Annotated in this window: 21 protein-coding genes; 7 read left to right on the top strand and 14 right to left on the bottom strand. The window is 42.4% G+C overall.

Going from position 1 to position 26,691, the window contains the following annotated elements; translation table 11 throughout:
- Positions 1 to 51: 51 nt before the first annotated feature.
- From L0P88_RS10125 to L0P88_RS10085, 9 genes are all read right to left on the bottom strand, one after another.
- Positions 52 to 447, bottom strand: coding sequence for a hypothetical protein (locus L0P88_RS10125; protein WP_247134466.1), 396 nt, complete (start codon positions 445 to 447; stop codon positions 52 to 54).
- Between the two features lie 141 nt (positions 448 to 588).
- Positions 589 to 1,335 carry a DUF2927 domain-containing protein gene (locus L0P88_RS10120; protein ID WP_247134465.1) on the bottom strand — a complete coding sequence of 249 codons (747 nt, stop codon included), beginning with the start codon at positions 1,333 to 1,335 and terminating at the stop codon, positions 589 to 591.
- Between the two features lie 252 nt (positions 1,336 to 1,587).
- Complete coding sequence (locus tag L0P88_RS10115; protein ID WP_247134464.1) at positions 1,588 to 2,223, bottom strand: hypothetical protein; 636 nt, start codon at positions 2,221 to 2,223, stop codon at positions 1,588 to 1,590.
- Complete coding sequence (locus L0P88_RS10110) at positions 2,216 to 2,551, bottom strand: hypothetical protein (RefSeq protein ID WP_247134463.1); 336 nt, start codon at positions 2,549 to 2,551, stop codon at positions 2,216 to 2,218. The genes L0P88_RS10115 and L0P88_RS10110 overlap by 8 nt, the downstream gene beginning before the upstream one ends.
- Before the next feature lie 203 nt (positions 2,552 to 2,754).
- Positions 2,755 to 3,315, bottom strand: coding sequence for an REP-associated tyrosine transposase (locus tag L0P88_RS10105; RefSeq protein WP_247134462.1), 561 nt, complete (start codon positions 3,313 to 3,315; stop codon positions 2,755 to 2,757).
- A gap of 291 nt (positions 3,316 to 3,606) precedes the next feature.
- Positions 3,607 to 4,323: a toxin-antitoxin system YwqK family antitoxin gene (locus L0P88_RS10100; RefSeq protein ID WP_247134461.1), complete on the bottom strand. Its 717-nt coding sequence runs from the start codon at positions 4,321 to 4,323 to the stop codon at positions 3,607 to 3,609.
- A gap of 2 nt (positions 4,324 to 4,325) precedes the next feature.
- Positions 4,326 to 9,785 carry a DUF6443 domain-containing protein gene (locus tag L0P88_RS10095; protein WP_247134460.1) on the bottom strand — a complete coding sequence of 1,820 codons (5,460 nt, stop codon included), beginning with the start codon at positions 9,783 to 9,785 and terminating at the stop codon, positions 4,326 to 4,328.
- Between the two features lie 36 nt (positions 9,786 to 9,821).
- The gene (locus tag L0P88_RS10090) at positions 9,822 to 13,025 is read right to left on the bottom strand and encodes an RHS repeat protein (protein ID WP_247134459.1); all 3,204 of its coding nucleotides are present in this window, start codon (positions 13,023 to 13,025) and stop codon (positions 9,822 to 9,824) included.
- Between the two features lie 343 nt (positions 13,026 to 13,368).
- Positions 13,369 to 13,659, bottom strand: a complete 291-nt coding sequence (locus L0P88_RS10085; RefSeq protein WP_247134458.1) for a helix-turn-helix domain-containing protein — start codon at positions 13,657 to 13,659, stop codon at positions 13,369 to 13,371.
- An 80-nt stretch (positions 13,660 to 13,739) separates the two neighbouring features.
- On the opposite strand from L0P88_RS10085, the gene L0P88_RS10080 reads away from it, so the two are divergent.
- A complete protein-coding gene (locus tag L0P88_RS10080) occupies positions 13,740 to 14,312 on the top strand; it encodes a helix-turn-helix domain-containing protein (RefSeq protein WP_247134457.1) in 573 nt (190 codons plus the stop codon).
- On the opposite strand, the gene L0P88_RS10075 is transcribed toward L0P88_RS10080, so the two are convergent.
- The 4 genes from L0P88_RS10075 to L0P88_RS10065 all read right to left on the bottom strand — a co-directional run bounded on the left by L0P88_RS10075 (position 14,302) and on the right by L0P88_RS10065 (position 17,831).
- Complete coding sequence (locus L0P88_RS10075) at positions 14,302 to 14,538, bottom strand: hypothetical protein (RefSeq protein ID WP_247134456.1); 237 nt, start codon at positions 14,536 to 14,538, stop codon at positions 14,302 to 14,304. The genes L0P88_RS10080 and L0P88_RS10075 overlap by 11 nt on opposite strands.
- A 19-nt stretch (positions 14,539 to 14,557) precedes the next feature.
- On the bottom strand, positions 14,558 to 15,229 hold the full coding sequence (locus L0P88_RS10070; protein WP_247134455.1) for a hypothetical protein: 672 nt from the start codon (positions 15,227 to 15,229) through the stop codon (positions 14,558 to 14,560).
- A 312-nt stretch (positions 15,230 to 15,541) separates the two neighbouring features.
- Positions 15,542 to 15,676 carry a hypothetical protein gene (locus L0P88_RS23960; protein ID WP_281499728.1) on the bottom strand — a complete coding sequence of 45 codons (135 nt, stop codon included), beginning with the start codon at positions 15,674 to 15,676 and terminating at the stop codon, positions 15,542 to 15,544.
- 325 nt (positions 15,677 to 16,001) lie between these two features.
- On the bottom strand, positions 16,002 to 17,831 hold the full coding sequence (locus L0P88_RS10065) for a cation:proton antiporter (protein WP_247134454.1): 1,830 nt from the start codon (positions 17,829 to 17,831) through the stop codon (positions 16,002 to 16,004).
- 185 nt (positions 17,832 to 18,016) lie between these two features.
- Between L0P88_RS10065 and L0P88_RS10060 the strand changes: the two genes are divergently transcribed.
- The 6 genes from L0P88_RS10060 to dcm all read left to right on the top strand — a co-directional run bounded on the left by L0P88_RS10060 (position 18,017) and on the right by dcm (position 26,161).
- On the top strand, positions 18,017 to 18,877 hold the full coding sequence (locus L0P88_RS10060) for an MBL fold metallo-hydrolase (RefSeq protein WP_247134453.1): 861 nt from the start codon (positions 18,017 to 18,019) through the stop codon (positions 18,875 to 18,877).
- Between the two features lie 24 nt (positions 18,878 to 18,901).
- Positions 18,902 to 20,545, top strand: coding sequence for a S8 family peptidase (locus L0P88_RS10055; protein WP_247134452.1), 1,644 nt, complete (start codon positions 18,902 to 18,904; stop codon positions 20,543 to 20,545).
- A 1-nt stretch (position 20,546) separates the two neighbouring features.
- Positions 20,547 to 22,403: a M1 family metallopeptidase gene (locus L0P88_RS10050; protein WP_247134451.1), complete on the top strand. Its 1,857-nt coding sequence runs from the start codon at positions 20,547 to 20,549 to the stop codon at positions 22,401 to 22,403.
- Positions 22,404 to 22,542: 139 nt separating this feature from the next.
- Positions 22,543 to 23,289 carry a ribonuclease P protein component gene (locus L0P88_RS23955; protein WP_281499727.1) on the top strand — a complete coding sequence of 249 codons (747 nt, stop codon included), beginning with the start codon at positions 22,543 to 22,545 and terminating at the stop codon, positions 23,287 to 23,289.
- Positions 23,282 to 24,907, top strand: a complete 1,626-nt coding sequence (locus L0P88_RS10035; protein ID WP_247134450.1) for a S41 family peptidase — start codon at positions 23,282 to 23,284, stop codon at positions 24,905 to 24,907. Before L0P88_RS23955 ends, L0P88_RS10035 begins: the two co-directional genes overlap by 8 nt.
- Positions 24,908 to 24,934: 27 nt before the next feature.
- A complete protein-coding gene (gene dcm / locus L0P88_RS10030; protein ID WP_247134449.1) occupies positions 24,935 to 26,161 on the top strand; it encodes a DNA (cytosine-5-)-methyltransferase in 1,227 nt (408 codons plus the stop codon).
- Between the two features lie 68 nt (positions 26,162 to 26,229).
- Here the strand turns inward: dcm and L0P88_RS10025 are convergent, their stop codons facing one another.
- Positions 26,230 to 26,670, bottom strand: coding sequence for a GNAT family N-acetyltransferase (locus L0P88_RS10025; RefSeq protein ID WP_247134448.1), 441 nt, complete (start codon positions 26,668 to 26,670; stop codon positions 26,230 to 26,232).
- Between the last annotated feature and the right edge of the window lie 21 nt (positions 26,671 to 26,691).

Raw genomic sequence — 26,691 nt, 5'->3', positions numbered from 1 at the left:
GGCAACAGTTCAACCCTGTCCGCCTTTAGTGGGTACTTCGGAGCGGAAATCTTATAACCAAAACTTTCTTATAGTAATTACAACGGCTATAAGTAATAAAAGTGAGGCATAAACAAACTCCGTAGAATCGTATTCATTGGGAAACAATAATTTGTCCCCCTCTTCATTGGTTAGCATCCTAACACTTTCTTTTTTTGAGACAAGATGACAAAACTGATTTCCTGTCTTTTTAATGAATATTTGATTGTTGTATTCTATTTTACTGTAAGGGGGTCTTCGTCCCAAGTTTTTACAAGAGCTTGGAGCTTCTATAATTTTAGCAAAAACCTCTTGATTTCGTTCGGTAATGTCTTTCTTTTCAAATGTATCTAGAATTAAAATACAAGAAACAACTACCATTAAACTTACCCCTGCTAGAAATAGGGCATTGAGCCAGTTTATTTTCATACTTTAATAAATAGGTAGGTTTTACCTGCCGCAAAGAAGCTCAACCGCTTTGCTCCATCCATATCAAAACTTTTGAAACCATTGTTCCGTAACAATACAAACCTGTCTGTCTTTAGTGGATACTTCGGAGCGGGTATAACGCTATTTTTTTGCTTCTTTTTGTAAAATCTTCTTTATAACTTTTTCACATTGACGGCTATTTAGCCCAGGTTTCATTTTTGGATGATATAATAATCTTATAATATCCGAGTCCATTTTTGAATATTCTTTGATGTTAATGTTCTCCTCAGATTTATGCTCGTAAAAAATACTATTGGTATGACTTTCAGGGTCATTTGGCAATCCTATGCTTTGTGTTATTTCTTCCAATACTGTAGATTCTTGCACATCTATTGGTTCCTTGGGATCGACATAAATAAATGCTTTTCTGATATTGTAATTACTCCAATTAAATTCAATATAAGCGAAGCCTGATATATCTATGTCAATGTCATCGGTAAAAGATTTATAAAAATCAGGAGCTAATTTCTCAACTTTTCGTTTTTCGCATAAAAAAAGAATGGCATTGCTATTCGAAACATCTTCAGTCAATTCAATTTTAAAACCATCCGTTACAAGTTCATTAATTTTGTTTATACTCTTCTTTATTGCTTCTGTTTGTTTTTTATATTCGTCATCTTTAGAAACAAATAAAATCATAGGTTTCTTCCATTTGATTATTCTACCGATGTTTTCATCAAATTCTGATTTTAAAGCCACTTCTTTGAAATATTCTATCATTTCCGATTCATATGATGTGGGTGTATAATCAATCGGTAACATTTCATTTTTAATGAATAATCCTATAAAAAAAATAATTAAGCATATAATAAATATTGCCACTCCCATTTTTTTTCATGTATTTAAATTCAGCCGCTGCGAAGTAGCTTAGCTGCTTCGCTTTATTATCAAAACTTTTAAAACAATCATACCGCAGCTTACAAACCTGTCTGTCTATGGCGGGTGCTACGGATTTGGTTCCTTTTTAAACTAAATTTTATTTGGAACGCGATGCGCTTCGTTGATCGCGCATCAGGGGGATAATGCCGCAGCAGTTCAACCCTGTTCACTTTGGCGGGTACTGCGGAGCGGTAGGTTATCTTAATTTCTTAATTCACTAATTGGTTTTAGTGGTAATTCTGGTATGTCAAAAAAGGAGCTATCCACTTCTAAACTCTCTAATTTAATAGCAACGCTAATAGACTTAAATTCAAGAGTATTCATTATAATTTTAAGCGGAACTGATTTGGCCCTTTTTACGAATTCATACCAGTTACCAAAAATATGCTCCCTAAACAATGTTGGGTTTATAGGGTATTTACTACTATAAAAATAAATATAGCTTCCTTTGGTTGTTTTCATTATCAGCTTATCACAAGAAACACCTAGTATTGTTTCTTGGTCTTCCTTAACATCTATAGACAATATTTTTTCCCCTTCTATGCTGGCGTCACTCCAAAATAAAGCTTCTGCATTTGAGAATTTATTATAAATCCTATTTTCTTCAGAGCGGTACAATTGATATTGATTAAAACTACCATTAACTGAAGATTTATAGTTACCTCCTTTTATAACATATTCTTGAATGGTACCCATTAATGAATTCAGTTGATTATCACTAACTCCTTTGGTATTGCTCTCGTAAGTATTCTTATAAATTATTTTACCCTCAAACTCTTGCCCTATTAAAGTACTGGTTGTTAAGATACATACAGCAATAATTAAACTTCTATTCATCCGTTATTTTTTTATCCAAATATATTTTATTGTAACTGGGATTACTTTTGGCATATTCAACTACAAATTCGTCCCCTTCGACTATATCTAAATCTTTCTTCTTCAATTTTTGGGTTCCTTCGTATTTATTCCCATTAACGTAAAACTCATAATTAACATAATAGCCTCTACTAATTACACTATATTTTGATGTTATTACACATTTAGACATTACAGATTCCTTCTCTATAGCATTTGAACTATTAATGCTAGAATATATGCCATAAGCAAGTGTAGCTACTAAAACTAGTAGTAGCAATAAAAATGATTTGTTGTTTTTAAAACTCATTTATTGTTTTACTTTATCCTCCACGACGCCTTCAACAACTCCTGTAGTAGCTTTAGTAGTTTCTTCAACTGTACCTGCACTAACTTTACCTACAGTATTGTTTAAAGCCTTTGTGGTTGATTGAGCTTCTTTAGCTTTATTAAATGCTTTAAAAGCATCATTTGAGCTTTTCCCCCGCTACCGCCAGTCTGTGACTGGTGGTATTACCCATCAAGAAAACCAATCTCGTCAATTTGCATAACGGTATGGTCGTCCGAAAAGTTCTTGGCGCTACTGTATTTCCATTCTTCTGGGTGTAGCACAAATCCGGATTCCACAGGATTACCATGGATATAATCGATTTTTTGTTTGATTACCGCCGTACTCCATAACTCGATCGGCTTATTGTGGTGCTGCCAAAATTGATGTTTGGAAACATTGCCCTCCTTGCTACCTGCTTTTTCTAACATCCATAACAACCATTCCTTCCGGCTTTCCCGTGGGTGTTCCGCTATGGCCTTGACCATGTTCTTTGCCGTATGCTTTTTAAAATCCCGAAGAAGACCGCCAGGGTCTCCTTTTGTGGAACGAAATATAAAATGAATGTGGCTTGGCATAAAACAGTAAGCGTACAGTTCCAGCCCCTTCTCCTTTCTGCAATGGTCCACACTGGTCACCAAAACCTCAAAATACTGTTGTCGCACAAAAACATCCAACCAATATACCGTTGCAAATGATACAAAGTAGGGTGCTGTAACATTATGGAATTTGTAGTTTCTACCCATCCTTTAAAGGTGCAAAAGTTATGATATAGGCACTGCGCCTTTTGTTGGTTTTACTTACTCATGACCGCCACCAGTCGCAGACCTGTCTGCCAAAAGGTAGACTGGCGGTAGCGGGGGGGTTTTAGAAGCTTAGTTCTCTTTACTTACTATTTCATTTCAACAAAAAAACTGCGATAAAAATTAAAATCATTATCACGGATAAAACAATCACAATCTTTTTGTTGCTGTTTAAAAATTCGATTAAAAACTCTAAGACAGTTTTGATTATCTCTTCCATTGTCTATAGATTTTTTAAAAGGAGGATATCAAATCTCCATTTTTAAAATGGCTCTTCTTAACTAATTCTCCTTCATCTGTAAAAAAGAATTTCAAGCCATCTGCCTTACCTTTTTTAATTTCACCAATCTGTTTAAGGGTTCCATTTGGATGAAACAGTAATCTATAACCATTATCAGAACTATCATAGACCCTAAAGGATTTCAATAAACCATCACTATAATGTGACATTAGGATTTGACTCCCTTCGTCTTCATTCAATTGTTTAATATACTTTGGGGTGTGGTTTTCATTCAAATGAATTAAAAGGCCATTTTCCATATTATTTTTAAATCCCTTAAAACCAACCACTTGACCATTTGCTCCGTAATAGGTCTGTAATCCGTTTTTCAAGCCTTCTGACAAATTGACCTCGCTTTCTTTTGTACCGTTTTTTCGATAAAAAATAAGCTCATCACCTTGGATTTTCCCTATCGCAGAGATATTACCTTCATAATCGTAGTTCACAATACTATCAATCAATCTACCATCTTTCCATATTGAGACCTCGCTTAATGTCCCATCTATACGAAATATAGAGTCAGTACCTGTAACCAGCCCTTCTCTGCTAAGAATGTATTTACGCTTTATATTCTTGTTAGGATAATATTCCTCTTTTAAAGCCTCTTTTTGATAATCACAGCTCCCTATTGCAAGCAGAGCAATAAAAGCAATTCCTTTTAGTAGCTTCATGTTTATTCTCTTAAAGGGTTATCATATCTTCCAAAAATGTGCAATGTATCACCATATTGAGTACCATAATAAACATATTTATAATCTCTTTGCGGATATCTCGAATCCGATAATTCTGTTTCATTTGTATTTATTGTAGTCTCACTGAACAAATTCGCATTCGAGTAAATCAGAATCACATCATTTAAAACTTCTGTACTTATCATATTATCAAAACCATCCCTTACATTGTCCCATTTCACCATATTGTCAATCGCTCTACCATCACTTTCAAAATCTGAAGTTGCAATCGCAACGATTTCCCCGATAACAGGAAGTGCTTTGAGACCATCTTGTTCCGCCTTAGTCATGCTACTAATTGCTCCCATAGGCGATACGGGATGTCCTGCAATTTTTTTGGCAAGCTTCAAAGGAACTCCCAGTCTTTTCAAAAGCTTCAATTGTTTGACCTTACTCATTCCCTTAAAAGCTGAATAAAATGCGCTGGCCTTAGCTTTTTGTAGTCCTGTGGGATCTTCACCATACCCCGTAACCCAATTAAAGTTTTCATTGTCAAAACTCAAATTCATGACATCACCTGTTATGTTTACACCATAAAACTGATGCTTGGGAGTTTCTGCTGTTTGTCCGTCATCACTCGAAAAAGTACCATCATTATTGTTTGTCCATTTGGTTTCACCACTACCTGATCTGTTGAATAAATCCATCACGAACTGTGTAGCATCAGCTCCACTTGGATCTGCCCAGAATACAGGATTGTTGTCAAAGGCAGAATAAGTAGAATAATCAAAGTGGGTGACAGGATCAATTGAGGTAAACCTTCCAATTGCAGGGTCATATTGCCTCAGTTCAAATTCATATAAATCCAGTCCCAAGGATTCTTCCAGTTCCTGACCTTGGTATTTGAACTTCTCGGCAGTACTGTTTGCATTGGCACTCACAACATTGTTGTAACCACGGTGCTCCAATCCAAAGGGGTAATAGTTGTTCTCTTCAATAATCGTTGGCGTACCCGGGTTACTCGGATCATCCGTATAGGACAGCCGTATGTTGCCCAAATGGTCCCTATACTGGTAGACATATCTATACCCGTTGTTCTCTAAGCTTACATAGCCTTCGGGATGGCTAAAGAATTGCAACGCCCCGTTTTCATAAACGTAGTTGCCCGCATAATCGGTCGTGGTCAAAGAACCGTTGTTGTTGGTCATTTTCTTTAGTTTCGTTCCCAGGGCATCGTAAATATAGATAATCTTTTTAGTACTGCTGTTGTCAAACTTTACCTCTTCCGGTAGGTTTAAGTGGTTGTAGCCGATCCCATCCACACTGGCCGTCCCAATGCCCTTGTTGAGGTCGCGCACCATGTTCCCGTTGCCATCGTACCAATAGTCCTGGTTGTCCGCACTGCTGTCGGTAAAGCCATAGGTATCGTTCCCATTGTCCAAAACCTTGGTGAGCTTGTTGCCACTGTCGTAGGTATAGACCAGTTCGTCCATGGTACCAAAACCTGTATTTAGGACCAAGGAAGGACTTTCAACGGTCCAGCCCAAACGCTTCAATTTGCCTATGTTACCATTCTTGTCATAGATGATGCCGGATACGTTGAACTTGCCCGTATTGTCCGCTGCGCTTATGATGCGGTTCAGTGCATCATAGGTATAGTCATAGGATTTCAAAGAACTGTCGTCACTATTGGCCGTCCTCCATTGGGTCCGGCTGATATTGCCGTTGTACAATGGATTGGTCCCTTGGTTGTAACCAATCCTAAAATTAAACAATTTGGCGGTGTTACCCACATCGTTGATGTCCGTGAGCCACCCACGTACATTGTACCTATAGTCCACGTCCTGTAGGCCCCCGCCCACCTTTTTGCTTACCAACTGGCCCAGGTCATCATAGTAGTTCTCCACGATTGTTTCGGTATGCGAACCTATGGTCTGCTCCTGTTTTACCAACCGGCCCCTATGGTCATAGCTAAAATCGTCGGTGGTGACCAGGGCCGCATTGGTCCCCTTGGTATGGGAGGTCTTGGTCCGTACCACTTTGCCCCCAAAGTCCAACTGGGTCTCCACCACATCGGTGGTCCCCAGATAGGTATTCTTGCTGGCCGTATAGATGGGCCTGCCCTTGACATCATAACCGGTGATGGTCGTGATCCAATTGGAGGTGCCCAGCACCCGTACCTTGCCCACCGTGGCCAGGCCCCTGGTATTGGTGGCCGTGGCCTGCTCCAGTACCTTGGTGGGAACGCTAAGGCCATTGGTGTCCATATAGCTGTCGTAATGGTTTACGGTGTGGATCTTGGAAATGTTTGTTTTGGGATAGGCATCGTTTCCATAGTGCACCGAAACGGTATTGGACTCAAACTTGGTGGGCGTGGCCGATACCGATTCGTACTGGGTGGCCACCTGATCCGCTGCGGTCTGGTGTGCGCTCCGGGAACTTGTGGAGCTTACCAGTCCGGTATAGGCCACCCGCCCAAAGGCATCGTACTTGGTAAACAGCCATTGGTCATTGGCCTTGAGGTTCGGATCCCGGGTCAGGATGGGCCGGTCCAGTTTGTTGTACACAATCTCTTCCCAGGTACTTGCCGTACCCTTGCCGGGCACTTTCTTTTCCACCAAGCGGTTGCGGTGGTCGTATTTGTACTGGTAGCACAGTTCACTGAGCTCCGTGGCACTCACCCCATCACCGGTCACCACCTTGGGCGGTAGGGTATAGGTCAGGTTTCCAAAATCGTCGTACACATAGTAGGTGTCATGGGCCGTTTCGGTGCCCCCCACCAGGGCATAGGTGCGCTTGAGCACCACACGGCCCTGTTTGTCGGTGAACTCCTCCGTACTGTGCAGTTTGGAGTTCGAAGCGTGGTTTTCATCATAGGTGATCGTCTTATAAAGCGCTCTGGCGGCATAGTGGCCATCGGAGACCAGCGTTGGCGCATAGGTGTTGTTGGCCACGGTGGTGGTGACCCTGTACTGCCGTACCTCATTGGCCGCGTTTGCAGCATAACCAAATTCCACTTCATGCCCCCCGCCCATACGCCAATCGTACCCGGGGGCGGCCTGCTTCAGTATCCGGTCCAGGGGCGAGGCGTCAAAGGCCCTTTCCGAAAAGGGATTGGGTGTTGCCGATACAATATCGCCCTGATAATTGGCCACATAATAGCTATCGGTATCCGCTTCCGCCGTGCTACGGAAACTACCAAAACTGCCCGAGGCCGCCCTATGGGGGAGCCACTCCCTGGCTTGTCGCCCATAAGCGTCATAGCCCATATGGGTGATAATGTCCTTTTTGTCCGGGGCTGCTTTTATTTCAATGCTTTGTTTAGCCCTTCCAAGGCCATCAAAGTAGGTGACACTTTCTATAACATCTGAATCTTCGTTCATTTCTGATTCATCGCTCATGGGAACTTGATATACCCCGGTGTAAACATAATTCTCATCCGATAACGTTACAGGAGCATACTTACAGCCATTATATGGGCCAGCTTCATTAGGACATTGATCTGTATTGTCAATAACATATCCGGATGGCATCACACTGTAATATACGCTAACATTCGGGTCGCCGAAGCCATCCCCATCGCTATCCTGATAAAAATAGTGTGGTGCAATGTTGGTTATATGTATGGTGGTATCATCATAATCATTGTTATTGGATACATAATTGGGAGGAATGTTACATGCGGATAATGTTACGGATGCATTACCGTAACCATCACCATCACTGTCCGCATACCATGTGGTAGGTTGTGTAATACCATAGTTTACTGCCCTGGTAGTACCCCAACATAAAGAGGTATTGTTTCTGGCTCTTAAATAATAGGTTGTTCCACTAGTCCTTGTTACGGATGCACTTGAATTGGATGTGCTAGTGCCAGTTGCACTACTTTGCCAGTACCAGGTGATACCTGACGGTGCCGTTCCCTTAGTCAGTACGGTACTGCCACACTGATTACTTACACTGGGCGTGGCAGGTACTGACGGAACAGCATTTACACTATAGCCCACAACTCTGGCACTACCCCAACAACCGGTACTGTTATTGCGCGCTCTTAAATAATACACGCTACCACTGGTTCTGGTCATACTGACCGAAGCATTTGAGGTACTGGTACCACTGGCACTGCTCTGCCAATACCAGGTGATACCTGATGGTGCCGTTCCCCTAGTCAGTACGGTACTGCCACACTGGTTACTTACACTGGGCGTGGCAGGTACTGACGGAACAGCATTTACACTATAGCCCACACCTCTGGCACCACTCCAACAACCGGTACTATTACTTCTGGCCCGTAAATAATAAACGCTACCACTGGTCCTGGTGATACTACCGGCACTATTGGATGTACTGGTCCCTGAAGAACTACTTTGCCAATACCAGGTGATACCTGATGGAGCAGCACTTCTGGTAAGTACAGTACGGCCACACTGGTTGCTTACACTGGGCGTGGCAGGTACTGACGGAACAGTATTTACACTATAACCCACACTTCTTACACTACTCCAACAACCGGTACTATTACTTCTGGCCCGTAAATAATAAACGCTACCACTGGTCCTGGTGACACTGGCCGAAGCATTTGAGGTACTGGTACCACTGGCACTGCTCTGCCAATACCAGGTGATACCTGATGGTGCCGTTCCCCTAGTCAGTACGGTACTGCCACACTGGTTACTTACACTGGGCGTGGCAGGTACTGACGGAACAGCATTTACACTATAACTTACACTTCTGGTACTACTCCAACATCCAGTACTATTATTTCTGGCCCGTAAATAATAAACGCTACCAGATGTCCTGGTGATACTACCGGAACTATTGGACGTACTGGTCCCTGAAGGACTACTTTGCCAATACCAGGTGATACCTGATGGTGAAGTACCTTTAGTAAGTACAGTACGGCCACACTGATTACTTACACTAGGTGTGGCAGGGGCTGATGGAACAGTATTTATACCATAATTAATAGTTCTAGCTGTGCTCCAACGCCCTGTGGGGGTATGACGGGCCCTTAAATAATATACACTTCCGGAAGTGAATTCTTTATACGTACTGGTACTATTGTTGGCAACTCCTGTTGAAGTATTGGTTCCTGTGGGGGAACTTTGCCAATGCCAAGTAACAAAACTGTAAGGGGAATTTCCCCTGGTAAGCCGTGTGATCCCACAATATCTTGTAACGGTGGGTGCCGTTGGCATGGGTATGGCAAATCCCTCATCAACCCCATTTTTACAATTATTGTCTATACCATCAAACGATTCCGATCTTCCGGGATTAATAGATCTATTATTATCATTACAGTCGCCATTTTGTGTTACATAATTATAGCCATCAGGAGGAGGCAAAAGATAAGCTGTTCCTGTACCATAACCATCATTATCCTTATCTTGATAAATTTGGGCCTTACTAAAGCCGAAGTATCCCAATAATGTTATTGTAAGTAGTATTCTAGAAACATTCATAAGCTGTTTGTTCTATTACTTTATGGTTTTAATGGTTCAGTTCTGAGACTTGTAGTGATACTCATGCTTACTTACAATATACCCGTCCTGGTCTTTCACAAACGTTAAACGATTAAAGGCATCGTACTCATAATGGGTACTATAACCACGTGGGTCGGTCACGCTGGTGACCCCCACCAAAGGGTCGTATGTAAAGGTGGTTACCAGGGCTTGGGGAAAAGCATCCCGTAGTATTTTTAGCTTGACCCGGAGTGTGTTTTCAGTCGTGCCGCTTACATCGTTATCCGATGCTGCTTTGGCTTCGTTTATCGCTGTTTGTTGTGCCGTGGTCAAATTTTCATAGGTAGCATTCCCTACTTTGGCAATGGGCTGGGTATCGTCGTAACCCCAAACATACAGGATATGTACCCCATCAGCTTTACTGACTTCCAAAGGGTTGCCATGGTCGTCGTAGTCGTGGTAAATGATTCGGTCCTCGGGTTGATTGGTTTGGGAAGCTTCCCCTTTAAGGGTCTGGAGGGTTTGGGGCAATACCATGGTATTGCCCCATTCCTTATAAACCGTTTTTTCTGAGAATACTTCCGAACCAGCTGAATTTGTGACCGTTGTCATGGTTTCCAGTGGCGCTGCTATACGATGTTCGTCAATCAGTGGTGCATAATTTACATCATGGGCATATTTAATGTGTGTGGTAACAGTGTCGCCTTTGCTTTCCCTGACCCTGGTCCGGTTGACCTGCGCATGCCTATGGTCCAAATAGGTATAATCATTGGAAACCACTAGGCTATCCAACAGAACACCATTGCCATCATAATAATAATTGGTGCTCGTTTTATTGGTGTTTTTTACCCATGCCCTGTTGAAATGATAGATGTTATAATCCATATAATGCATTGGGGAAGGTGGACCTTGTGATGGCATACATGTTTCTTCCCAAGTGCCATTACTGTTAAAACTCATGCCCAAAGTAACGGCCTCCGGGAAATTGTTCCTGTAATCACTGGATAGTTGGTTCACACTATAATCCGATTCATAGGTATAGTCTTCCTTATAAACCATGGTATCATTTTTTGAATAGACTTCCCTGGAAAGTAATTTGCCACCATCTGAAGCGGCAAGACCTAAATTCAATGCCCCTTTACTGTTATTGGAAGAGGTTGAAGGCTTGTAGTGATATCTAACATAACCATTATCAATGGTATTTTCGGTGATATATTCGTAAGTTGAACGGTTGGAAATAACAGGTGTTCCTTTCCTTACAAAATAATGGCACGTTCTACCTGAACTCAGAAAAGGAACATCCACATTGGTCTCCACGTAACCAAAGGTGGGGATTACGACATCCTTACTTATGCGATTGGTGCCTGGAATGCTATAATCGAACGTAGTGACAATAGGTTCCCCTGTCACGGGCTCTTTGACCATTCTGTCCAGACGTAGACCGGGCAATTGTGTTTTTTTATCCACCATAACCTCTGTTTCCTCATTACCCTGCATATAAACACTGCAATTACAAGGTTGAAAGGGATTTGTTTCCAGTCTGAATGTATAGGTCTGCCCAGGGGTCGCATCAACATTATAAATGTTGGAATTGACATTATAAAGCAACGTGGTATTATTATTATCGTAAAGCGTTACTATACAGTAAGGTTCGGTCAGGGGTTGATCATTGGTAACATTACCACAATCGTTATTGAAATAAACTTGAAGGATATTGTTTGAATCGGCTGGAACTTGAAATATATGGTCTCCCGGTGTTGAGAATGTAGGTGTGGTATTTGCTTGGGCCTGAAGTTCTGGTTGCGGATGTGTGTAATTGACCTCATTAAAGTAAAACTTGGTCTTACCGCCGGTAGGGTAGCTAATTTCTTCCAGAGTACCGGTTTTAATCAAGTTCTCATTGACTGAACGGTCACTACCCGATAGCGTAAGGTCTTGAAAACGCATTTCAGGTATCAGACCACCGTTTCCGCCATAATACCCCCAATAATCTTGCTGTGTTGATAATCTGTGGGGTATGGAACCATTTCCATTGTAAACGAATTCATAAGGCAGCTCTCCTCTTTCCAGTACTGTATCCAGTTTTAGTCGGTATTTGTCAGGATCGCTGCTCAAACCAGAAGTTGATTCAAAATAACTGTAGATCAATTCAAAATCCTTGATAATTTGACCATTGTTGTTGTACACCACAACACGCCTTAATGCACTGGCATCCGGTAAGTCTTTTCTGTCCGTTGAACCTTGAATTTTGTAGTTTACATTCGTGCTGTACGTAAACTCAATGTACCCCTCGTCAAATTCAATTCGGTCAAGACGTTTGTTACTGACCTCTGTTTTGGGGTTTGGATTGTCATAATATACTTTATCACCGCATCCTGCAGATGGGATCCTATGGTAATCAATAAAAGTTTCCGGATTTTTATATTCATAATTCTCGGGGGAATAAAAATAATTGATGTCCTCCCCCAAATGGGTTGTAATTTTAGATAGTTTTATCTGTTCTACATAGTCTTGCGATAAAATGAAAGTATTCGGGAAAACGCTGGTTGAACAGAGTTCGTTGAATTGGAACAAGTTTCCATTTTCGTCCTTAATGCTGTAAAATAGTCCTTTTTCAATGGTTATTGGTGCATATGGAACAGTATGTACATTGTTATCGGAATCCAAAATAAACTTTCCGGATGCATTGGGTGTCTCGTAATAAAATATATCGGGTTGTGTATCGTATATTTTATTTTTACCAGCTGTGAAGGCGCCAATTCCCGTGGCCTCCAAAGCAAAGTTGTACGATAATGTCATTGATTCGGGAGAGGCACAATAAAACCGTAACCCATCATCTATACCAATTAAGTCGAATTGTTTTAGGGTTTCATTGACTGAGCCGGCAAAATCAGGGTATTTTCTGGTATTATAGCCATCTGTTTCCCCATAGGCTTCCGAAGATATCGTTCCGCCTGTGTTTAATTTCCAGCCCAACCCCACTTGGGTGGCATGTTCGTTCACCCTGATGCCGGAAGCATGATAACTTATGGATATGGGAATACTCAAACCTGATTTGGTCTGGATGGTGTAAAAGGGAATTGTTATGGAAGGAAGCCCGGTACTATGGTTCACAGGGGTATTAATAAACTTTGCCAATGCTGCCGCTTCGGGCGAAGGGGGCACAAACTTTGGCAGTTCCTGGGAGATTATGGCGCCCGTGATTCCCAAAATAAAGAAAAGTACAATACTCTTTTGCATATCTAAATTGGTTTGGTTGTGGTTTTTGTTTTTCCTTGGAACAATTCCTTATTTGGATATCCTTAAGGCAGTAGACCCCATGGTACCCATGATTGGTTCCCTTATTGCTGTGGACCGTATCATCAAATGGGGCGTCGGCCCTTCCCTCCTTTCAAAAAGCGGTTTGTCCACTTCCCCTGCGGAAGGCAAATGCCTATGTTCCTGAATGTTGTTTTGGGCATTTTCCAAGGATATTGGGCCAGGCAACGCTGCCAACGCCCACCTCCTTATATTGACACCCTTATATTGACACCCTTGTCCTGAAAATCTGCCTGGGGGCATCCCTGTGGTCCGTGGTTTTCCATTAGGGTTCCGGATGCATCATTTTTCCGTTTCTCGCGACTATGGGCATATTGCCATTGGACAGGTCCACATTGACAAAATCATCAATGGCAATCCCGAAAAACAGGCATATTTTTTGGATTTTTTGGATAGGTGGGATGGCTTTATAGCGTACCCAATTACTGATTGTGGGAACACTTTCACCAATAGCGGTGCCCAACTCCTTCATAAGGATACCCCTGGTAAAAAGTAACCACCTCAAATTGGTTCTGATGTAGTTTTCGGGCGGAGTTATTTTCTTGTATATTGTCATTCAAATCTTAGATTAACGCTTACAAGATTACGTAATAATTGTGTAAATACCTATTTATTGAGTAGAAAATACCTATTTAATTGGATATTGATAATAACCTGAAATATAATATTGAGTTCATACTTAAGAATCGTAAGCTAACTCAATCTGATTTAGGAAAATTGATAGGTTCCAACCAAAGACAGATCAGTAATTGGTTAACGGGCAAAACCAGGGTTCCTATTGAAATGCTGGTGGCCATAGCGGCCAACTTCGATTTAAGTACGGACAAATTGCTGTTTGACCGTTTGGACAACCCCTATTCCCAAGATACAACATTTGAAAAAGCGAACCACGGGCTAACGGTTTCAGATTATAATGAGGAGGGGCCTAGTTACGAGATAAGTGAAAAGAAAATCGCCAATAAAAATCTCTTAAATTTCCTACAATCAATCCTAGGTAATGAGGAGTCTGTTGCCATTTTAACGAGCTTTTTAACAAAAAACCACCAGTTTTTAAAGAACCATTCTATTTATGGGATGTATGTTAAACAAATGAAACTTGAAGGGGAAAATGAAAAGGATGAATTGTGGCTGGATGTTAGGGAGAAGATTTCAGAAAGCAAGTTAAAGCAGATCATGAAAATTCTGGATGACAAGAAAGTCAACCAATAACCCTGTGCCTTTTTATTTTTTGTTCTTCTTCTAGGGTGATTTTATCGCCATTGTTGAGTTTGTGATAAACACTGTCTATCCATTTCCCTTTACTTTCGACCGAGTGCCTCCTCATTTCCAATTGTTGTTTTTTTTCAATTTCCTGTTGTAAACTCTTTTTAACCTCTTTTAAACAATCCTCGAGCAAGTTCCCTTCAACTACATTATTGAGTTGGTTTTTTAGCATTTTCCTTGTACGATGTTTTTTAGTCCAAAATGTCCTTAGTTTTTTTGCGTAGGCTGGCTTTAAATTTTTCATAATCTTTGGTAATCTCCTCAATGTTTTCATCCTTTTTCTCCTGTGTCATTTCGTCAGAAGCATCGTCAATAAGATTGGGCCTTAATGCATTATTCAACTGTTTCTTATAATGCACGTTTGTTATTTCATCGATTAAATCGACAATGGATTCAATTTTCTTGTTTTTTACTCTTGCTACCAAAACTGTACTAATCACAATTGCCCATTTCATTAAAAAGACCGTGGCCAAAAAGGATAATATAAACGCTACTGTGTAGTATATATAATAATCGCGTTGTATCCATAATTCATCCCGCCAAACATAGATTATTTGGATACTAAAAACCGTTAAGGGGGCAAGTAAGGACCATTTGTAGGGTTTAAAAAAATAGGAAAAGATAAGCAGTAGCATGGCTACAGTTTGACCTACGGTCCATAAAAAAGTATCCAAGTCGTAATAATATTTGAACTCATAATCGACCTGGATACTCCAAAATTCAACAAATTTATCGACGTACATAATCAAACCAGAAAGCAAGGCCAAAAGAGAACCAAAGCTCCTTTTGATGATTTCAGCCACCTCCGCCGGGCTTTTTGATTTCTCTAGGGTCAACATCCGCCGCGGGATCAATATTCTCATACAGCGTTTGATCATCACTCGTTGAATCATTAGAACATGAAGTGTTCAATAAAAAACTTATTAAAACCAATGTTGAAATCGTGTAAAAAAAAGCTTTTTTCATGGTTAAAAATTTTAGGATTAATAATCCCTAAAAATATTTTTGAAAATCGCTGTTTTTACCTGATTATCATTGTTTTATCCAAAAGTTTTTAAACATAAAAACCATAATGTAACAAGTGGCTGAACTGCAATATAAGCGATGTTGGCCGAAAATCCATTATAGGAAAACCTTCTTTTTTCTGGGGTTTTCCTACAAGAAGCGTTTTTTTCTTACAAAAAGAAGGGGGTTCTTTGGGTCAATGGGAACATAAAAAAGGGGGCCCGCCCTTCCATCCATTTCGCACGTTCCTCCTTGGGATCGTTTTTATCCCTGTCCCCAATATCCGGATGCAGGGAAAAAGACAAACAATAGCTGTTTGGAATTGTACTGTCACTTCGAGCGGAGTCGAGAAGCTTTAAAAATCGCTCGTTTTAATGGGGTTTCGACTTGGCCTGTCTTGAGCGAAGTCGAAAGGCTCGACCTGATTAATGGATATGACCTCTTATAAACCCAAACCAAATCGTTACGCCGAACCTACCTTAGAATACTGTTCCCTGTTACCACAATCTGCGAAGGAAAGATGGGGTTGTCAAAAAAGTAACTCAAATGTCAATTTGAACACCCACTTGAATGCTACGGGCGGGCGCTCAACCCGACAAGCACTATTTTTCATAGGGTTTCCCCCGCAGCCTACAGATCAAAATCGAAGACCTTCCCCAGATATACCAGTTTGCTTCCTTCTTTTATTTCCGCCATTTCCGTGCTGAATGAAGGGACAATTTCCAAATTGCCGTTGGGCATTTTCAAAAAAACGGGGATGATATCCTCATCGGTCCTCGTCATATCGATCAATGTCCTGTAATGCTCCAGATCCTTTATCCCCACTTCATTTATGGAGGGATATTTCCGCGCGGTTTCCGAGAGCCGCGCAAAATCGGCCGTATAGGAAAATACGCCGTCCTTTGCATTGTTTTCGGAATCGTTCATTTCATCCGTGTCCACCAACCTAAAGGAGCCATTTTCCCCAAATTGATTTCTGAATTTGTCAATGGCAAAACGATTAATTTCCGAGTTTCCCGTCAAGGCCATTAAATACCCCACATCGTTCAATTCGATATTATCGGTAAGGGTGTCCGAATATACGTTTGCCGAAAAAGCCTCCAAACCTAGCCGTTTGGACTTTTCCACATTGGCCTCGTTATTGTCTATCAATACCACATGGCGGTCATTGTTCTTTAAATAGTTGGCTATCAATCGAGATACCTTGGAAGCACCGATAATCAAAATACCTTCAGATTTTGTGAGGAACACCCCAATAAGTTTTGAAAACAGCCTTGCCGTAGTCGCATTAAAAAGCACTGTGCCCAATACAATCATAAAAACCAGGGGCGTAATGTATTCCGCACCGGGCTCCCCCTTGGCCAGTAGCTTGGAACCAAAAAGAGAGGCTATTCCGGCAGCTACGATACCCCGTGGCCCTACCCAACCAATAAACAGTTTTTCATTGAGCTTTAGGCCCGAACCCTGGGTACTCAATAAGACTCCTAAAGGACGTATCAAAAAGACAACAATCAAAAAAAGCCAGGCCGTATCCCATGTTTTCAAAAGCTCCAAATCGCTCACATTGATGTTGGCCGCCAGGAGAATAAAAAGAATGGAAATCAACAGGACACTCAATGATTCCTTAAAATAAAGTAGTTCGTTTAAGTTGGGAAGGTTCATATTTCCAAGGACCATTCCCATAACCACCACGGCAAGCAGGCCGGATTCGTGCGCAAAAACGTCCGATTCCACAAAAACCAACAGCACCACGGAAAGGGAGACCACATTCATCAGATAATGCGGAATCAGGTCCTTTTTGATCGCAAAGGCCAGGGCATGGGCAAACGTAAAACCAAAAGTGGTTCCAAAGAGCAGGATCTTTCCAAATTCAATCAGTGCCGTCTGTGTAAAGGCACTGCCCTCTCCAACGCTTATAAATTCAAATACCAATACCGCAACCAAGGCGCCAATGGGGTCGATCAGAATCCCTTCCCATTTCAAAACGGTGGAGACATCCTTTTTTAAGGGAATGTTTCTAAGGATGGGTGTAATTACGGTAGGCCCCGTAACAATGATCAGTGAAGAAAACAAAAAGGAAAGTTGCCAGGAAAGGTCAAAAATGTAATGGGCGGCCACCCCAGCACCAAAAAAGGTCACAATGGACCCAACGGTAATAAGTTTGGTAATCACAGGGCCAACAGTGGCAATTTCGGAACGCTTTAACGTAAGCCCGCCTTCAAAAAGTATGATACTAATGGCCAGGGAAACAAAATAATACAGTCCCTCCCCCGGAAAAAGTCCTTTTTCCCCATTCCAAATGGGCTCAATCAGTTTACTGCCATCATCCGTATATAAGGTGGCAATGGGACCGACCATCAAACCAATGAGAATCAGCGGCAATATTGCGGGCAGTTTCAATCGCCATGCCACCCACTGCGCAATGATTCCCAAAATAATGATTCCTGCCAGTTCTAACATCCGAGCTTTTTTCGGAAAAATAGGACTTTTATTTCAGAATATTGGGCCTTTTTGCGCCTTTGGTCACACCTATTGCACCCTAACACTTCATTTTGGCCGACTTTTGTTAAAAATGGGCTAATAATTCTATGTTTTTAAGGTAGTTATAGTGCTGTTTCTTATTTTGGGCGACCTTAATTTTTTTGATGACCCTTTACCCTGTAGAAACTGGAAATTTTAAGTTGGATGGTGGCGCCATGTTTGGCGTGGTTCCCAAAACAATATGGACCAGAACAAACCCTGCTGACAGTAATAACTTGATTGACATGGCTGCCAGAAGCCTATTGATCGAGGATGGCGATAAGCTGATTCTGGTGGACACAGGCCTCGGAAACAAGCAGTCCGAAAAGTTTTTTGGCTACTATTACCTTTGGGGGGAGCATAATTTGGATGATTCCCTTAAAAAAATCGGGTTCCACCGTGACGATATCACGGATGTCTTTATGACCCATCTGCATTTTGACCATTGCGGGGGCAGCATCCAATGGAACAAAGACAAAACGGGATACGAACCCGCCTTTAAAAATGCCCAATTTTGGACCAATGCCGAGCACTGGGAATGGGCCACCAAGCCAAATGCCCGGGAAAAGGCGTCATTTTTTAAGGAAAACCTATACCCCATGCAGGAAAGTGGGCAACTTCGCTTTATTGAGCGGGGCAATTCCAATTATGTGGCGGAATCAGAGTTGGGCTTTGGCATTCTTTTTGCAGATGGACATACGGAAAAACAAATGTTGCCCCATATAAAGTATCAGGGAAAAACCGTGGTCTTTACCGCGGATCTGCTTCCTACGGTAGGACACATTCCCCTACCCTATGTGATGGGCTACGATACCAGACCTTTGCTCACTTTGACCGAAAAATCCGTTTTTCTTGAGAAAGCGGTTGAAGAACAGTACGTTTTGTTTTTTGAACATGATGCGCACAATGAACTCTGTACGTTAAAAGCAACGGAAAAGGGAGCTCGTCTAAATCAACTCTTTTCCTTTAAGGAACTTTTTACCTAATAAACCCTAAAAAAAATCAGTTTGATGAATTCATATTTTAAATGGTGCATTGCCCTTTTCTCCGGAAGTCTTCTGGTGGGTTGTGGTGCCACCAATCTCGTTTCCACTCCAATTGCCAATATTGACACCATTCCCTTAAAGATTTCGGAACTTACCGAAGAGGAACGGAAAAATTGGGGGCATTCCGATTTGTTGATGGATACCATTCCGGGCATGAGTTTGGATAAAGCCTATAAAGAAATCATAGGCAATAAAAGGGGTAAAACGGTAATTGTGGCCGTTGTGGATTCTGGAATAGATTTGGAACACGAAGATTTGGATGGTGTGCTTTGGACAAATTCCGGCGAACGTCCAGGAAATGGAAAAGACGATGACAATAATGGTTATATAGACGATGTCCATGGCTATAACTTTCTTGGCGAAGCCTATCATGAGCAATTGGAATTCGCCAGGATGCTGCGCTTGGGCATTGGTGATGCCCCAACGAGGGCTAAGGCCCAATTGGAGTTGGATGGGGAATATCCAAAGGCCGTACAGAACAAACAACAGTACGAACAGATTTTACAGGTGGTGAACAATGCGGACGAGGCCATAAAAAAAGAATTGGGCAAGGATTCCTATACCAAGGAAGACCTCATGGCCATTGAACCCAAAACCGAGGAAATGCAGCAAAACCTTGCTGTAATCAAACAGATGTACCAATATGCCGAAACCATCGAGGAGGTAAAAAAAGAGCTGGGTGAGGGCATTACCTATTTCACGGAAAGGGTGAACTATAACCTGAACAAGGATTTTGACGGTCGAAAAATTGTAGGCGATGACCCCTATGACTTTGCAAGTAGAGGCTATGGCAATGGCAACCCTAAAAACAGGGTGGAAGATGAAAGCCATGGAACACACGTGGCCGGAATCATTGCCGCGGAAAGAAACAACGGGATTGGCACCAAAGGTGTGGCCAATAACGTAAAAATAATGGCCATAAGGGCCGTACCCAATGGTGATGAGTACGATAAGGACATTGCGCTGGCCATCAGGTATGCTTCCGACAACGGCGCAAAGGTCATCAATTGCAGTTTTGGAAAGTCATTTTCACCTAATGCGGAATGGGTGCATCAAGCCATCCAATACGCCGCTTCCAAAGATGTACTTATCGTTCATGCAGCCGGGAATGATGGGAACGATTTAGACGATGACAACAATCCAAATTATCCAAACGACCATAATTTTTCCGGTTCGGAAATCGCGGACAATGTCATTACCGTAGGTGCTCTGTCCTCTTCCTATGGTTCCGAAATGGTAGCCACATTTTCAAATTACGGAGCTGCAAACGTGGATGTGTTCGCCCCTGGTGACGATATCTACTCCACCATGCCAAACAACAGCTATGATTTTCAGGGAGGTACTTCCATGGCCGCTCCCGCCGTTGCCGGCATTGCGGCGCTTATACGGTCACACTATCCTTCCTTAAAGGCCTCCCAGGTCAAAAACGTGATCATGCAATCCGGATTGACCTCCAAGGCTTCCGTAATCCTGGGTGGGGAAACCGAAAATGCAAAGCCTTTTTCGCAAATCTCCAAATCCGGAAAAATGGTCAACGCCTACAATGCCTTAATTTTGGCGGCAAATCTCTCCAAAGGAAAAACGACCCTGGACTACAACGCCGAATAAAATGATAAAGATTGTAAAAAAACTGGTCTATCTACTGTTCTGTGGTGCCGGAGCCTTACTGGCCCAAAACAATACGCCCTATTGGCAACAGCATGTGGATTATGGCATGGAAGTGACCATGGATGTGGAAACCTATCAATACAATGGGACACAAAAACTGGTCTACACCAACAATTCCCCCGATACTTTGCAACGGATGTATTACCATTTGTACTTCAATGCCTTTCAACCGGGAAGTGAAATGGATCTCCGTCTACAAAACATCAAAGATGGGGACAAGCGAATGATGAAGGACGGTAAAAGTAGGATTGCTTCCTTGTCCGAAACGGAACAGGGGTATCTACATGCCCTTACATTGACCCAAGATGGGCAAAAGGTCGATTTTAGTGAAGAGGAGACCATTTTAGTGGTGGATTTGGCGAAACCTATTCCGCCAGGGGGTAAAACCACTATGGACATGAGCTTTCAAGGGCAGGTCCCTCTACAGGTGCGCCGCTCTGGAAGAAACAGTACGGAAGGGGTGGCCCTGTCCATGAGCCAATGGTACCCCAAAGTAGTGGAATATGATTTTGAAGGCTGGCATCCCAACCCTTATATTGCCCGGGAATTCCATGGGGTCTGGGGTGATTTTGATGTGAAAATTACCATTGATAAGGAATATACCATAGGGGGAACGGGCTATTTACAAAACCCGCAAGAAATTGGCCATGGTTATGAGGCTGCGGGAACCAAGGTGAAAACCAAAGGCAAAACCCTAACATGGCATTTTAAGGCACCTATGGTGCATGACTTTATGTGGGGAGCTGATCCCGAATACGTGCATGATATCGTTGAAATGCAAAACGGACCCCTACTGCACTTCTTCTACAAGGACAAACCTGAGCTCAAGGAAAACTGGAAAAACCTCCAGCCCAAAACTGCTGCGGCCATGGAGTTTTTCAATAAAAATATTGGCCCATATCCCTACAAGCAGTATTCTGTTGTACAGGGGGGTGACGGCGGTATGGAATATGCCATGAGCACCTTGATTACCGGTGAACGTTCTTTTGTTAGTCTTGTCGGTGTCATGGTCCATGAGATGGCCCACTCCTGGTTCCAACACGTTTTGGCGACCAACGAGTCCAAACATTCCTGGATGGATGAAGGTTTTACCTCTTTTATCAGCAGCTTGTGTATGAATGAGATTATGGACCAGGGTAAGGACAATCCTTTCCAGGGCTCCTATAAAGGGTACTATGCCCTGGTAAAATCCGGAAAAGAACAACCACAGACCACCCATGCCGATCGATACGATCTCAACTTTGCCTACGGCATTGCCGCCTATAGCAAAGGATCTGTCTTTTTATCCCAATTGGGCTATGTAATTGGTCAGGACAAACTCATGGAAACGCTCAGGAAATACTACGAGGACTTTAAGTTTAAACATCCTGTTCCCAATGATATCAAAAGAACGGCGGAAAAGGTGTCGGGCATGGAATTGGATTGGTATTTGACCGATTGGACCCAAACTACAAATACCATCGATTATGGAATTAAGGACGTCGTTTCCGAAGGTGGGAAGACCAAAGTGGTTTTTGAGCGTATTGGCCTTATGCCCATGCCCTTGGATATTTTGGTGGTGGATGCCGAAGGAAATCGGGAAACCTATTACATTCCCCTACGCATGATGCGCGCTGAAAAAGACAATCCGTATCCAAATTTGAAACGAACCGTTGTTGAGGACTGGCCGTGGGCCTACCCAACCTATGAGCTGGTTCTGGACATGCCCATAACGAATTTGGCCGGGCTTAATATAGACCCCTCCCAACTTATGGCGGACATTAATAGGGAGAATAACATTTGGCAGGCCCAGGAATAGCGCCAAAACCAAATCCCATAGCATTAGGCAATAAGGGCCAAGCATCGCAATCCATGGAGGTCATGGCCAAAATTCCGAATCCTAAATGTAAACATCGTAACTTACACTAAACAATTGCCCCCTTGAGGGGACTCCAGGGGTGTCAAAAAACAATAGCATTCCATATGACCCTAAACTAAAGGAATATGCCAGGGCGCTAAGAAAAAACAGCACCTTGGCTGAGGTTTTGCTTTGGAACAACATTAAAAATGGTGTTCTTGGCGCTCAATTCCACACACAGGTCCCCCTTCTTAACTTTATCGTGGATTTTTATTGTCATGAATTAATGTTGGCCATTGAAATCGATGGTCGTTCCCATGACTTTAAATACGGGTACAATGAAAAAAAACAGGGGCTCTTGGAACAAAAAGGGGTCCGCTTTCTTGGTTTTTCCGATATGGAAATCAAAACGGACATGGCCAATGTAATGCTAACCATAGCGGACGAGGTAAAAAAGCAGGTGGCCAACACCCCCCTTACGTTCCCAAAAAAGGAACGATTAAAAAGTAAAAAGCTCTTGGAGCAACTCTTTCTTAAGGGCAGCGCTATCTCTGCCTTTCCCCTAAAGCTCCTATACTTAAAAACTCCCCTGCCCAAGGACGTGCCCTTCCAGGTTACCTTAGTGGCGCCCAAGCGGAATTTCAAATCAGCTGTGAAACGGAACCGCATAAAAAGGCTGCTCAAAGAGGCCTATCGCCTGAACAAACCCGCTTTTTTTAACAATACAAAGGGACAATATGCGTTGGTGATTTTATACCTTGGAAAAGAAATGCCTTCTTTCTCCCAAATAGAATCAGGAACCAAAACCTTGCTTACCAAGCTTCTAAAAAAGATTTCAAATGAATAGACTCTTCAAAAGACGTTTGCTTATCCCTGTTTTTGCCGTTGTTTTTCTTGTTGTCGGAAGTGGTTTTAAAAGCGATTTTTTTGAGATTGCCAAACAAATAGAAATTTTTACAACGCTGTTCAAGGAGCTCAACATGAATTATGTGGATGAAACAAATCCTGCGGAGTTAATGGATTCCGCCATAAAAAACATGTTGGATGAATTGGATCCCTACACCAAGTTTTTGAACGAGCAGGATGTTGAGGATTATAAAATAAGCAATGCCGGGGAATACTCGGGCATTGGCGCCTTGGTACGATCTTATGACGATAAATTGTTGATTGTGGAACCCTACCAAGATTATCCTGCCGATAAGGCCGGACTCAAAGCCGGGGATGAAATCATCCAGATCGGGGATATTAAGGTGTCCGATTTTAACGATAATGCCAGTGAACTCCTCAAAGGAACCAACGGGACGGAAGTTGAGGTTACCTACCAAAGGCTGGGGGAAACCAAAAAAACGATCATTAAGCGGGAAGGCGTTGAAGTGGATGCGGTTCCCTATTACAGTATGGCGGATGACAAAACAGGGTATATTGTGCTGTCACGGTTCAACAGAAAAGCATCGGGACAGACCAAGGCCGCAATACTAGATCTAAAGGGGCGGGGTGCAGAACACTTGATCCTTGATTTGCGCGGAAATCCCGGTGGCCTTCTTTCCGAAGCCATTAACGTCACCAATTTATTTGTCCCCAAAGGGGAATTGATAGTGACCACAAAATCCAAAGTAAAAAAGTTCAATCAGCAGTACACGACCAAAAATCAACCTATAGATGCAGAAATCCCCCTGGTGGTCCTTATCAATGGAAGCAGTGCTTCGGCCAGTGAGATTGTATCCGGAGGGCTTCAGGATTTGGACCGTGCCGTGGTCATGGGGGCCAGAAGTTTTGGAAAAGGGCTGGTTCAGCGTCCACTGAAGCTAACCTATGGAACCCAATTAAAAGTAACCATATCCCGTTATTACACCCCTTCCGGTAGATGTATCCAGTCCTTGGACTATTGGAACAGGGATGAGGAAGGAAATGCGGTCAGAAATACCAAATTCAATCAATTTAAGACCCGAAACGGAAGGATCGTGGAAGACGGTGGTGGTGTTATGCCGGATGTAGAAATTGCTTCCCTTAAAACCAATGACCTCATCAAAGCCCTTGACAGGAACAGGGTCATTTTTGATTTTGCCACCGATTTTTTCTATAAAAACGATTTTGGTGCGGTTTCCGATTTTAATTTTTCCGATACGGATTATACCGCTTTCAAGGGATTTGCCCAAAAAGCTGATTTTACCTTTAAAACAGATACCGAAAAACTATTGGAGGAACAACTCAATGCGGATGAGACCCTTTTGGGCTCCGAAGTACAGAACAGTTACAAAGATTTGCTATTGACCATCAACAAAGGAAAAATATCCGCCTTGGACACCTATAAGAAAGAGATTTCCAAAAAACTTACCGATGAACTTGTGAAACGGTATTTCTACAGAAGGGGGCTTTACGATTATAGCCTCAAACATGATGAGGGCATTTTAACGGCGGTGTCTTTGCTAAATGACAGCTCCAAGTACGCCAACATCCTGAAATGATTTTTGGATTTCTCCCTACATTTGGGCATGCAAAAATTAACCGTTTGCGAACTTTTTGCCGGTGTTGGGGGTTTCCGATTGGGATTGGAGGATACCGATAGATTTAAGGTTGTTTGGAGTAATCAATGGGAGCCTTCCACCAAAACACAACATGCCTCAAAAGTCTATGAAGCGCGTTTTGGGGCACAGAACCACTCCAACCAAAATATTGAGGAGGTCCCTACCCAAGAAATTCCCGACCACGACGTCCTGGTGGGTGGATTTCCATGCCAAGACTATTCCGTTGCAGCAACCTTAAACAGTTCCAAGGGCCTTTTAGGTAAAAAAGGGGTGCTTTGGTGGTCCATATATCGCATTTTAGAGGAAAAGAAAAAGAGGCCCCAATATTTGATCCTGGAGAACGTGGACCGCCTGTTAAAATCACCCGCTACACAACGCGGCCGTGATTTTGCCGTCATGTTAAAGGGTCTTTCAGACTTAGGTTATGCCGTTGAATGGCGTGTAATCAATGCGGCGGAATACGGTTTTCCCCAACGTCGGAGGAGAGTGTTTTTAGTTGGGCATCACAAATCATCCCAAATTTTTAAAAACATTAGGGAAAACGATAAGGAGCAATGGATAACACGAAATGGGGTTTTGGCTACGGCCTTTCCCGTTCAACAAACCAGGCAACAATCCACAATTTTTGATTTTAAGGGAGATTTGGTTTCCACATCCAACAATTTCAATCAAGGAAAAACCCATTCCCCCTTTGAAAATTCCGGTCTCTGTATTGAAAACATCGTAATTACCCAAAAGACCACCCCAAGTTTTGATGGCCCGCAACTCCCGCTTTCCTCAATATTGCTCAATGGAGAGGTCACGGCAGATTTCTATATTGCTATTGATGAACTTCCCAAATGGCAGTATTTAAAAGGTAGAAAAAAGGAAGTTAGAACCACAAAAACAGGTTATCAATACCAATATTCCGAGGGTTCCATGGTTTTTCCGGATGCTTTGGACAAACCTTCAAGAACCATCATTACCGGTGAAGGTGGAAAATCACCTTCACGCTTTAAACACGTGGTACAAACGGCCATGGGATATCGTCGCTTAACTCCAATAGAATTGGAACGGCTCAATGGCTTTCCGGACAACCATACCAAACTTCAGGGAATATCCGACACCAAACGGGCTTTCTTCATGGGAAATGCATTGGTGGTCGGTGTGGCAAAAAAAATAGGGGAATCCCTAATCTCCCTTTTGGCGGATTAACCCTCAAAAAGTAGTGTTATACTATGTTTGGAATAGGATTTTCATTGAAATCCGCCAAAAGGGTGTGCCTAACCGTAAATCATCTTCCTATGGGGAATTCCATCTTCCAAGTACGCTTCCCCCACTATCTTAAATCCTAATTCCGTATAAAACCGGCTCAGGTACGTCTGTGCCGAAAGTTCAATTTTTCGCTCCTTTAAGCTATTGAAAATATGTTCCATGGCTGCTTTCATCATGATTTTGGCATAACCCTTTTTTCGATCTGATTTGGCAACCACCACCCTTCCAATAGACGTATTCGCAAAGTAATCCCCAGCTTTGAATATGCGTGAATACGCCACTATTTTTCCTTCCAATATTCCTAGGACATGCAATGCTTTACCATCTTTACCATCAATGTCCAGATAAATACATTTCTGCTCTACCACAAAAACTTCGCTCCTCAGTTTCAATAGGTCGTACAGCTCGGTAACCGAAAGATTATCGAACGTTTTTATTTGAATCTCCATACTAAAAACTTTTTCCTTCCG

The sequence above is a fragment of the Muricauda sp. SCSIO 64092 genome, from assembly GCF_023016285.1.
GTDB lineage: Bacteria > Bacteroidota > Bacteroidia > Flavobacteriales > Flavobacteriaceae > Croceivirga.
This window is presented reverse-complemented; position numbering and strand designations above follow the sequence as displayed.

Excerpts from the sequence above, each read along its gene's own strand:
- L0P88_RS10125 (WP_247134466.1), bottom strand. The coding sequence starts at position 447 with ATGAAAATAAACTGGCTCAATGCCCTATTTCTAGCAGGGGTAAGTTTA.
- L0P88_RS10120 (WP_247134465.1), bottom strand. The coding sequence starts at position 1,335 with ATGGGAGTGGCAATATTTATTATATGCTTAATTATTTTTTTTATAGGA.
- L0P88_RS10115 (WP_247134464.1), bottom strand. The coding sequence starts at position 2,223 with ATGAATAGAAGTTTAATTATTGCTGTATGTATCTTAACAACCAGTACT.
- L0P88_RS10110 (WP_247134463.1), bottom strand. The coding sequence starts at position 2,551 with ATGAGTTTTAAAAACAACAAATCATTTTTATTGCTACTACTAGTTTTA.
- L0P88_RS10105 (WP_247134462.1), bottom strand. The coding sequence starts at position 3,315 with ATGGGTAGAAACTACAAATTCCATAATGTTACAGCACCCTACTTTGTA.
- L0P88_RS10100 (WP_247134461.1), bottom strand. The coding sequence starts at position 4,323 with ATGAAGCTACTAAAAGGAATTGCTTTTATTGCTCTGCTTGCAATAGGG.
- L0P88_RS10095 (WP_247134460.1), bottom strand. The coding sequence starts at position 9,785 with ATGAATGTTTCTAGAATACTACTTACAATAACATTATTGGGATACTTC.
- L0P88_RS10090 (WP_247134459.1), bottom strand. The coding sequence starts at position 13,025 with ATGCAAAAGAGTATTGTACTTTTCTTTATTTTGGGAATCACGGGCGCC.
- L0P88_RS10085 (WP_247134458.1), bottom strand. The coding sequence starts at position 13,659 with ATGACAATATACAAGAAAATAACTCCGCCCGAAAACTACATCAGAACC.
- L0P88_RS10075 (WP_247134456.1), bottom strand. The coding sequence starts at position 14,538 with ATGCTAAAAAACCAACTCAATAATGTAGTTGAAGGGAACTTGCTCGAG.
- L0P88_RS10070 (WP_247134455.1), bottom strand. The coding sequence starts at position 15,229 with ATGAGAATATTGATCCCGCGGCGGATGTTGACCCTAGAGAAATCAAAA.
- L0P88_RS10065 (WP_247134454.1), bottom strand. The coding sequence starts at position 17,831 with ATGTTAGAACTGGCAGGAATCATTATTTTGGGAATCATTGCGCAGTGG.
- L0P88_RS10060 (WP_247134453.1), top strand. The coding sequence starts at position 18,017 with ATGACCCTTTACCCTGTAGAAACTGGAAATTTTAAGTTGGATGGTGGC.
- L0P88_RS10055 (WP_247134452.1), top strand. The coding sequence starts at position 18,902 with ATGAATTCATATTTTAAATGGTGCATTGCCCTTTTCTCCGGAAGTCTT.
- L0P88_RS10050 (WP_247134451.1), top strand. The coding sequence starts at position 20,547 with ATGATAAAGATTGTAAAAAAACTGGTCTATCTACTGTTCTGTGGTGCC.
- L0P88_RS10035 (WP_247134450.1), top strand. The coding sequence starts at position 23,282 with ATGAATAGACTCTTCAAAAGACGTTTGCTTATCCCTGTTTTTGCCGTT.
- dcm (WP_247134449.1), top strand. The coding sequence starts at position 24,935 with ATGCAAAAATTAACCGTTTGCGAACTTTTTGCCGGTGTTGGGGGTTTC.
- L0P88_RS10025 (WP_247134448.1), bottom strand. The coding sequence starts at position 26,670 with ATGGAGATTCAAATAAAAACGTTCGATAATCTTTCGGTTACCGAGCTG.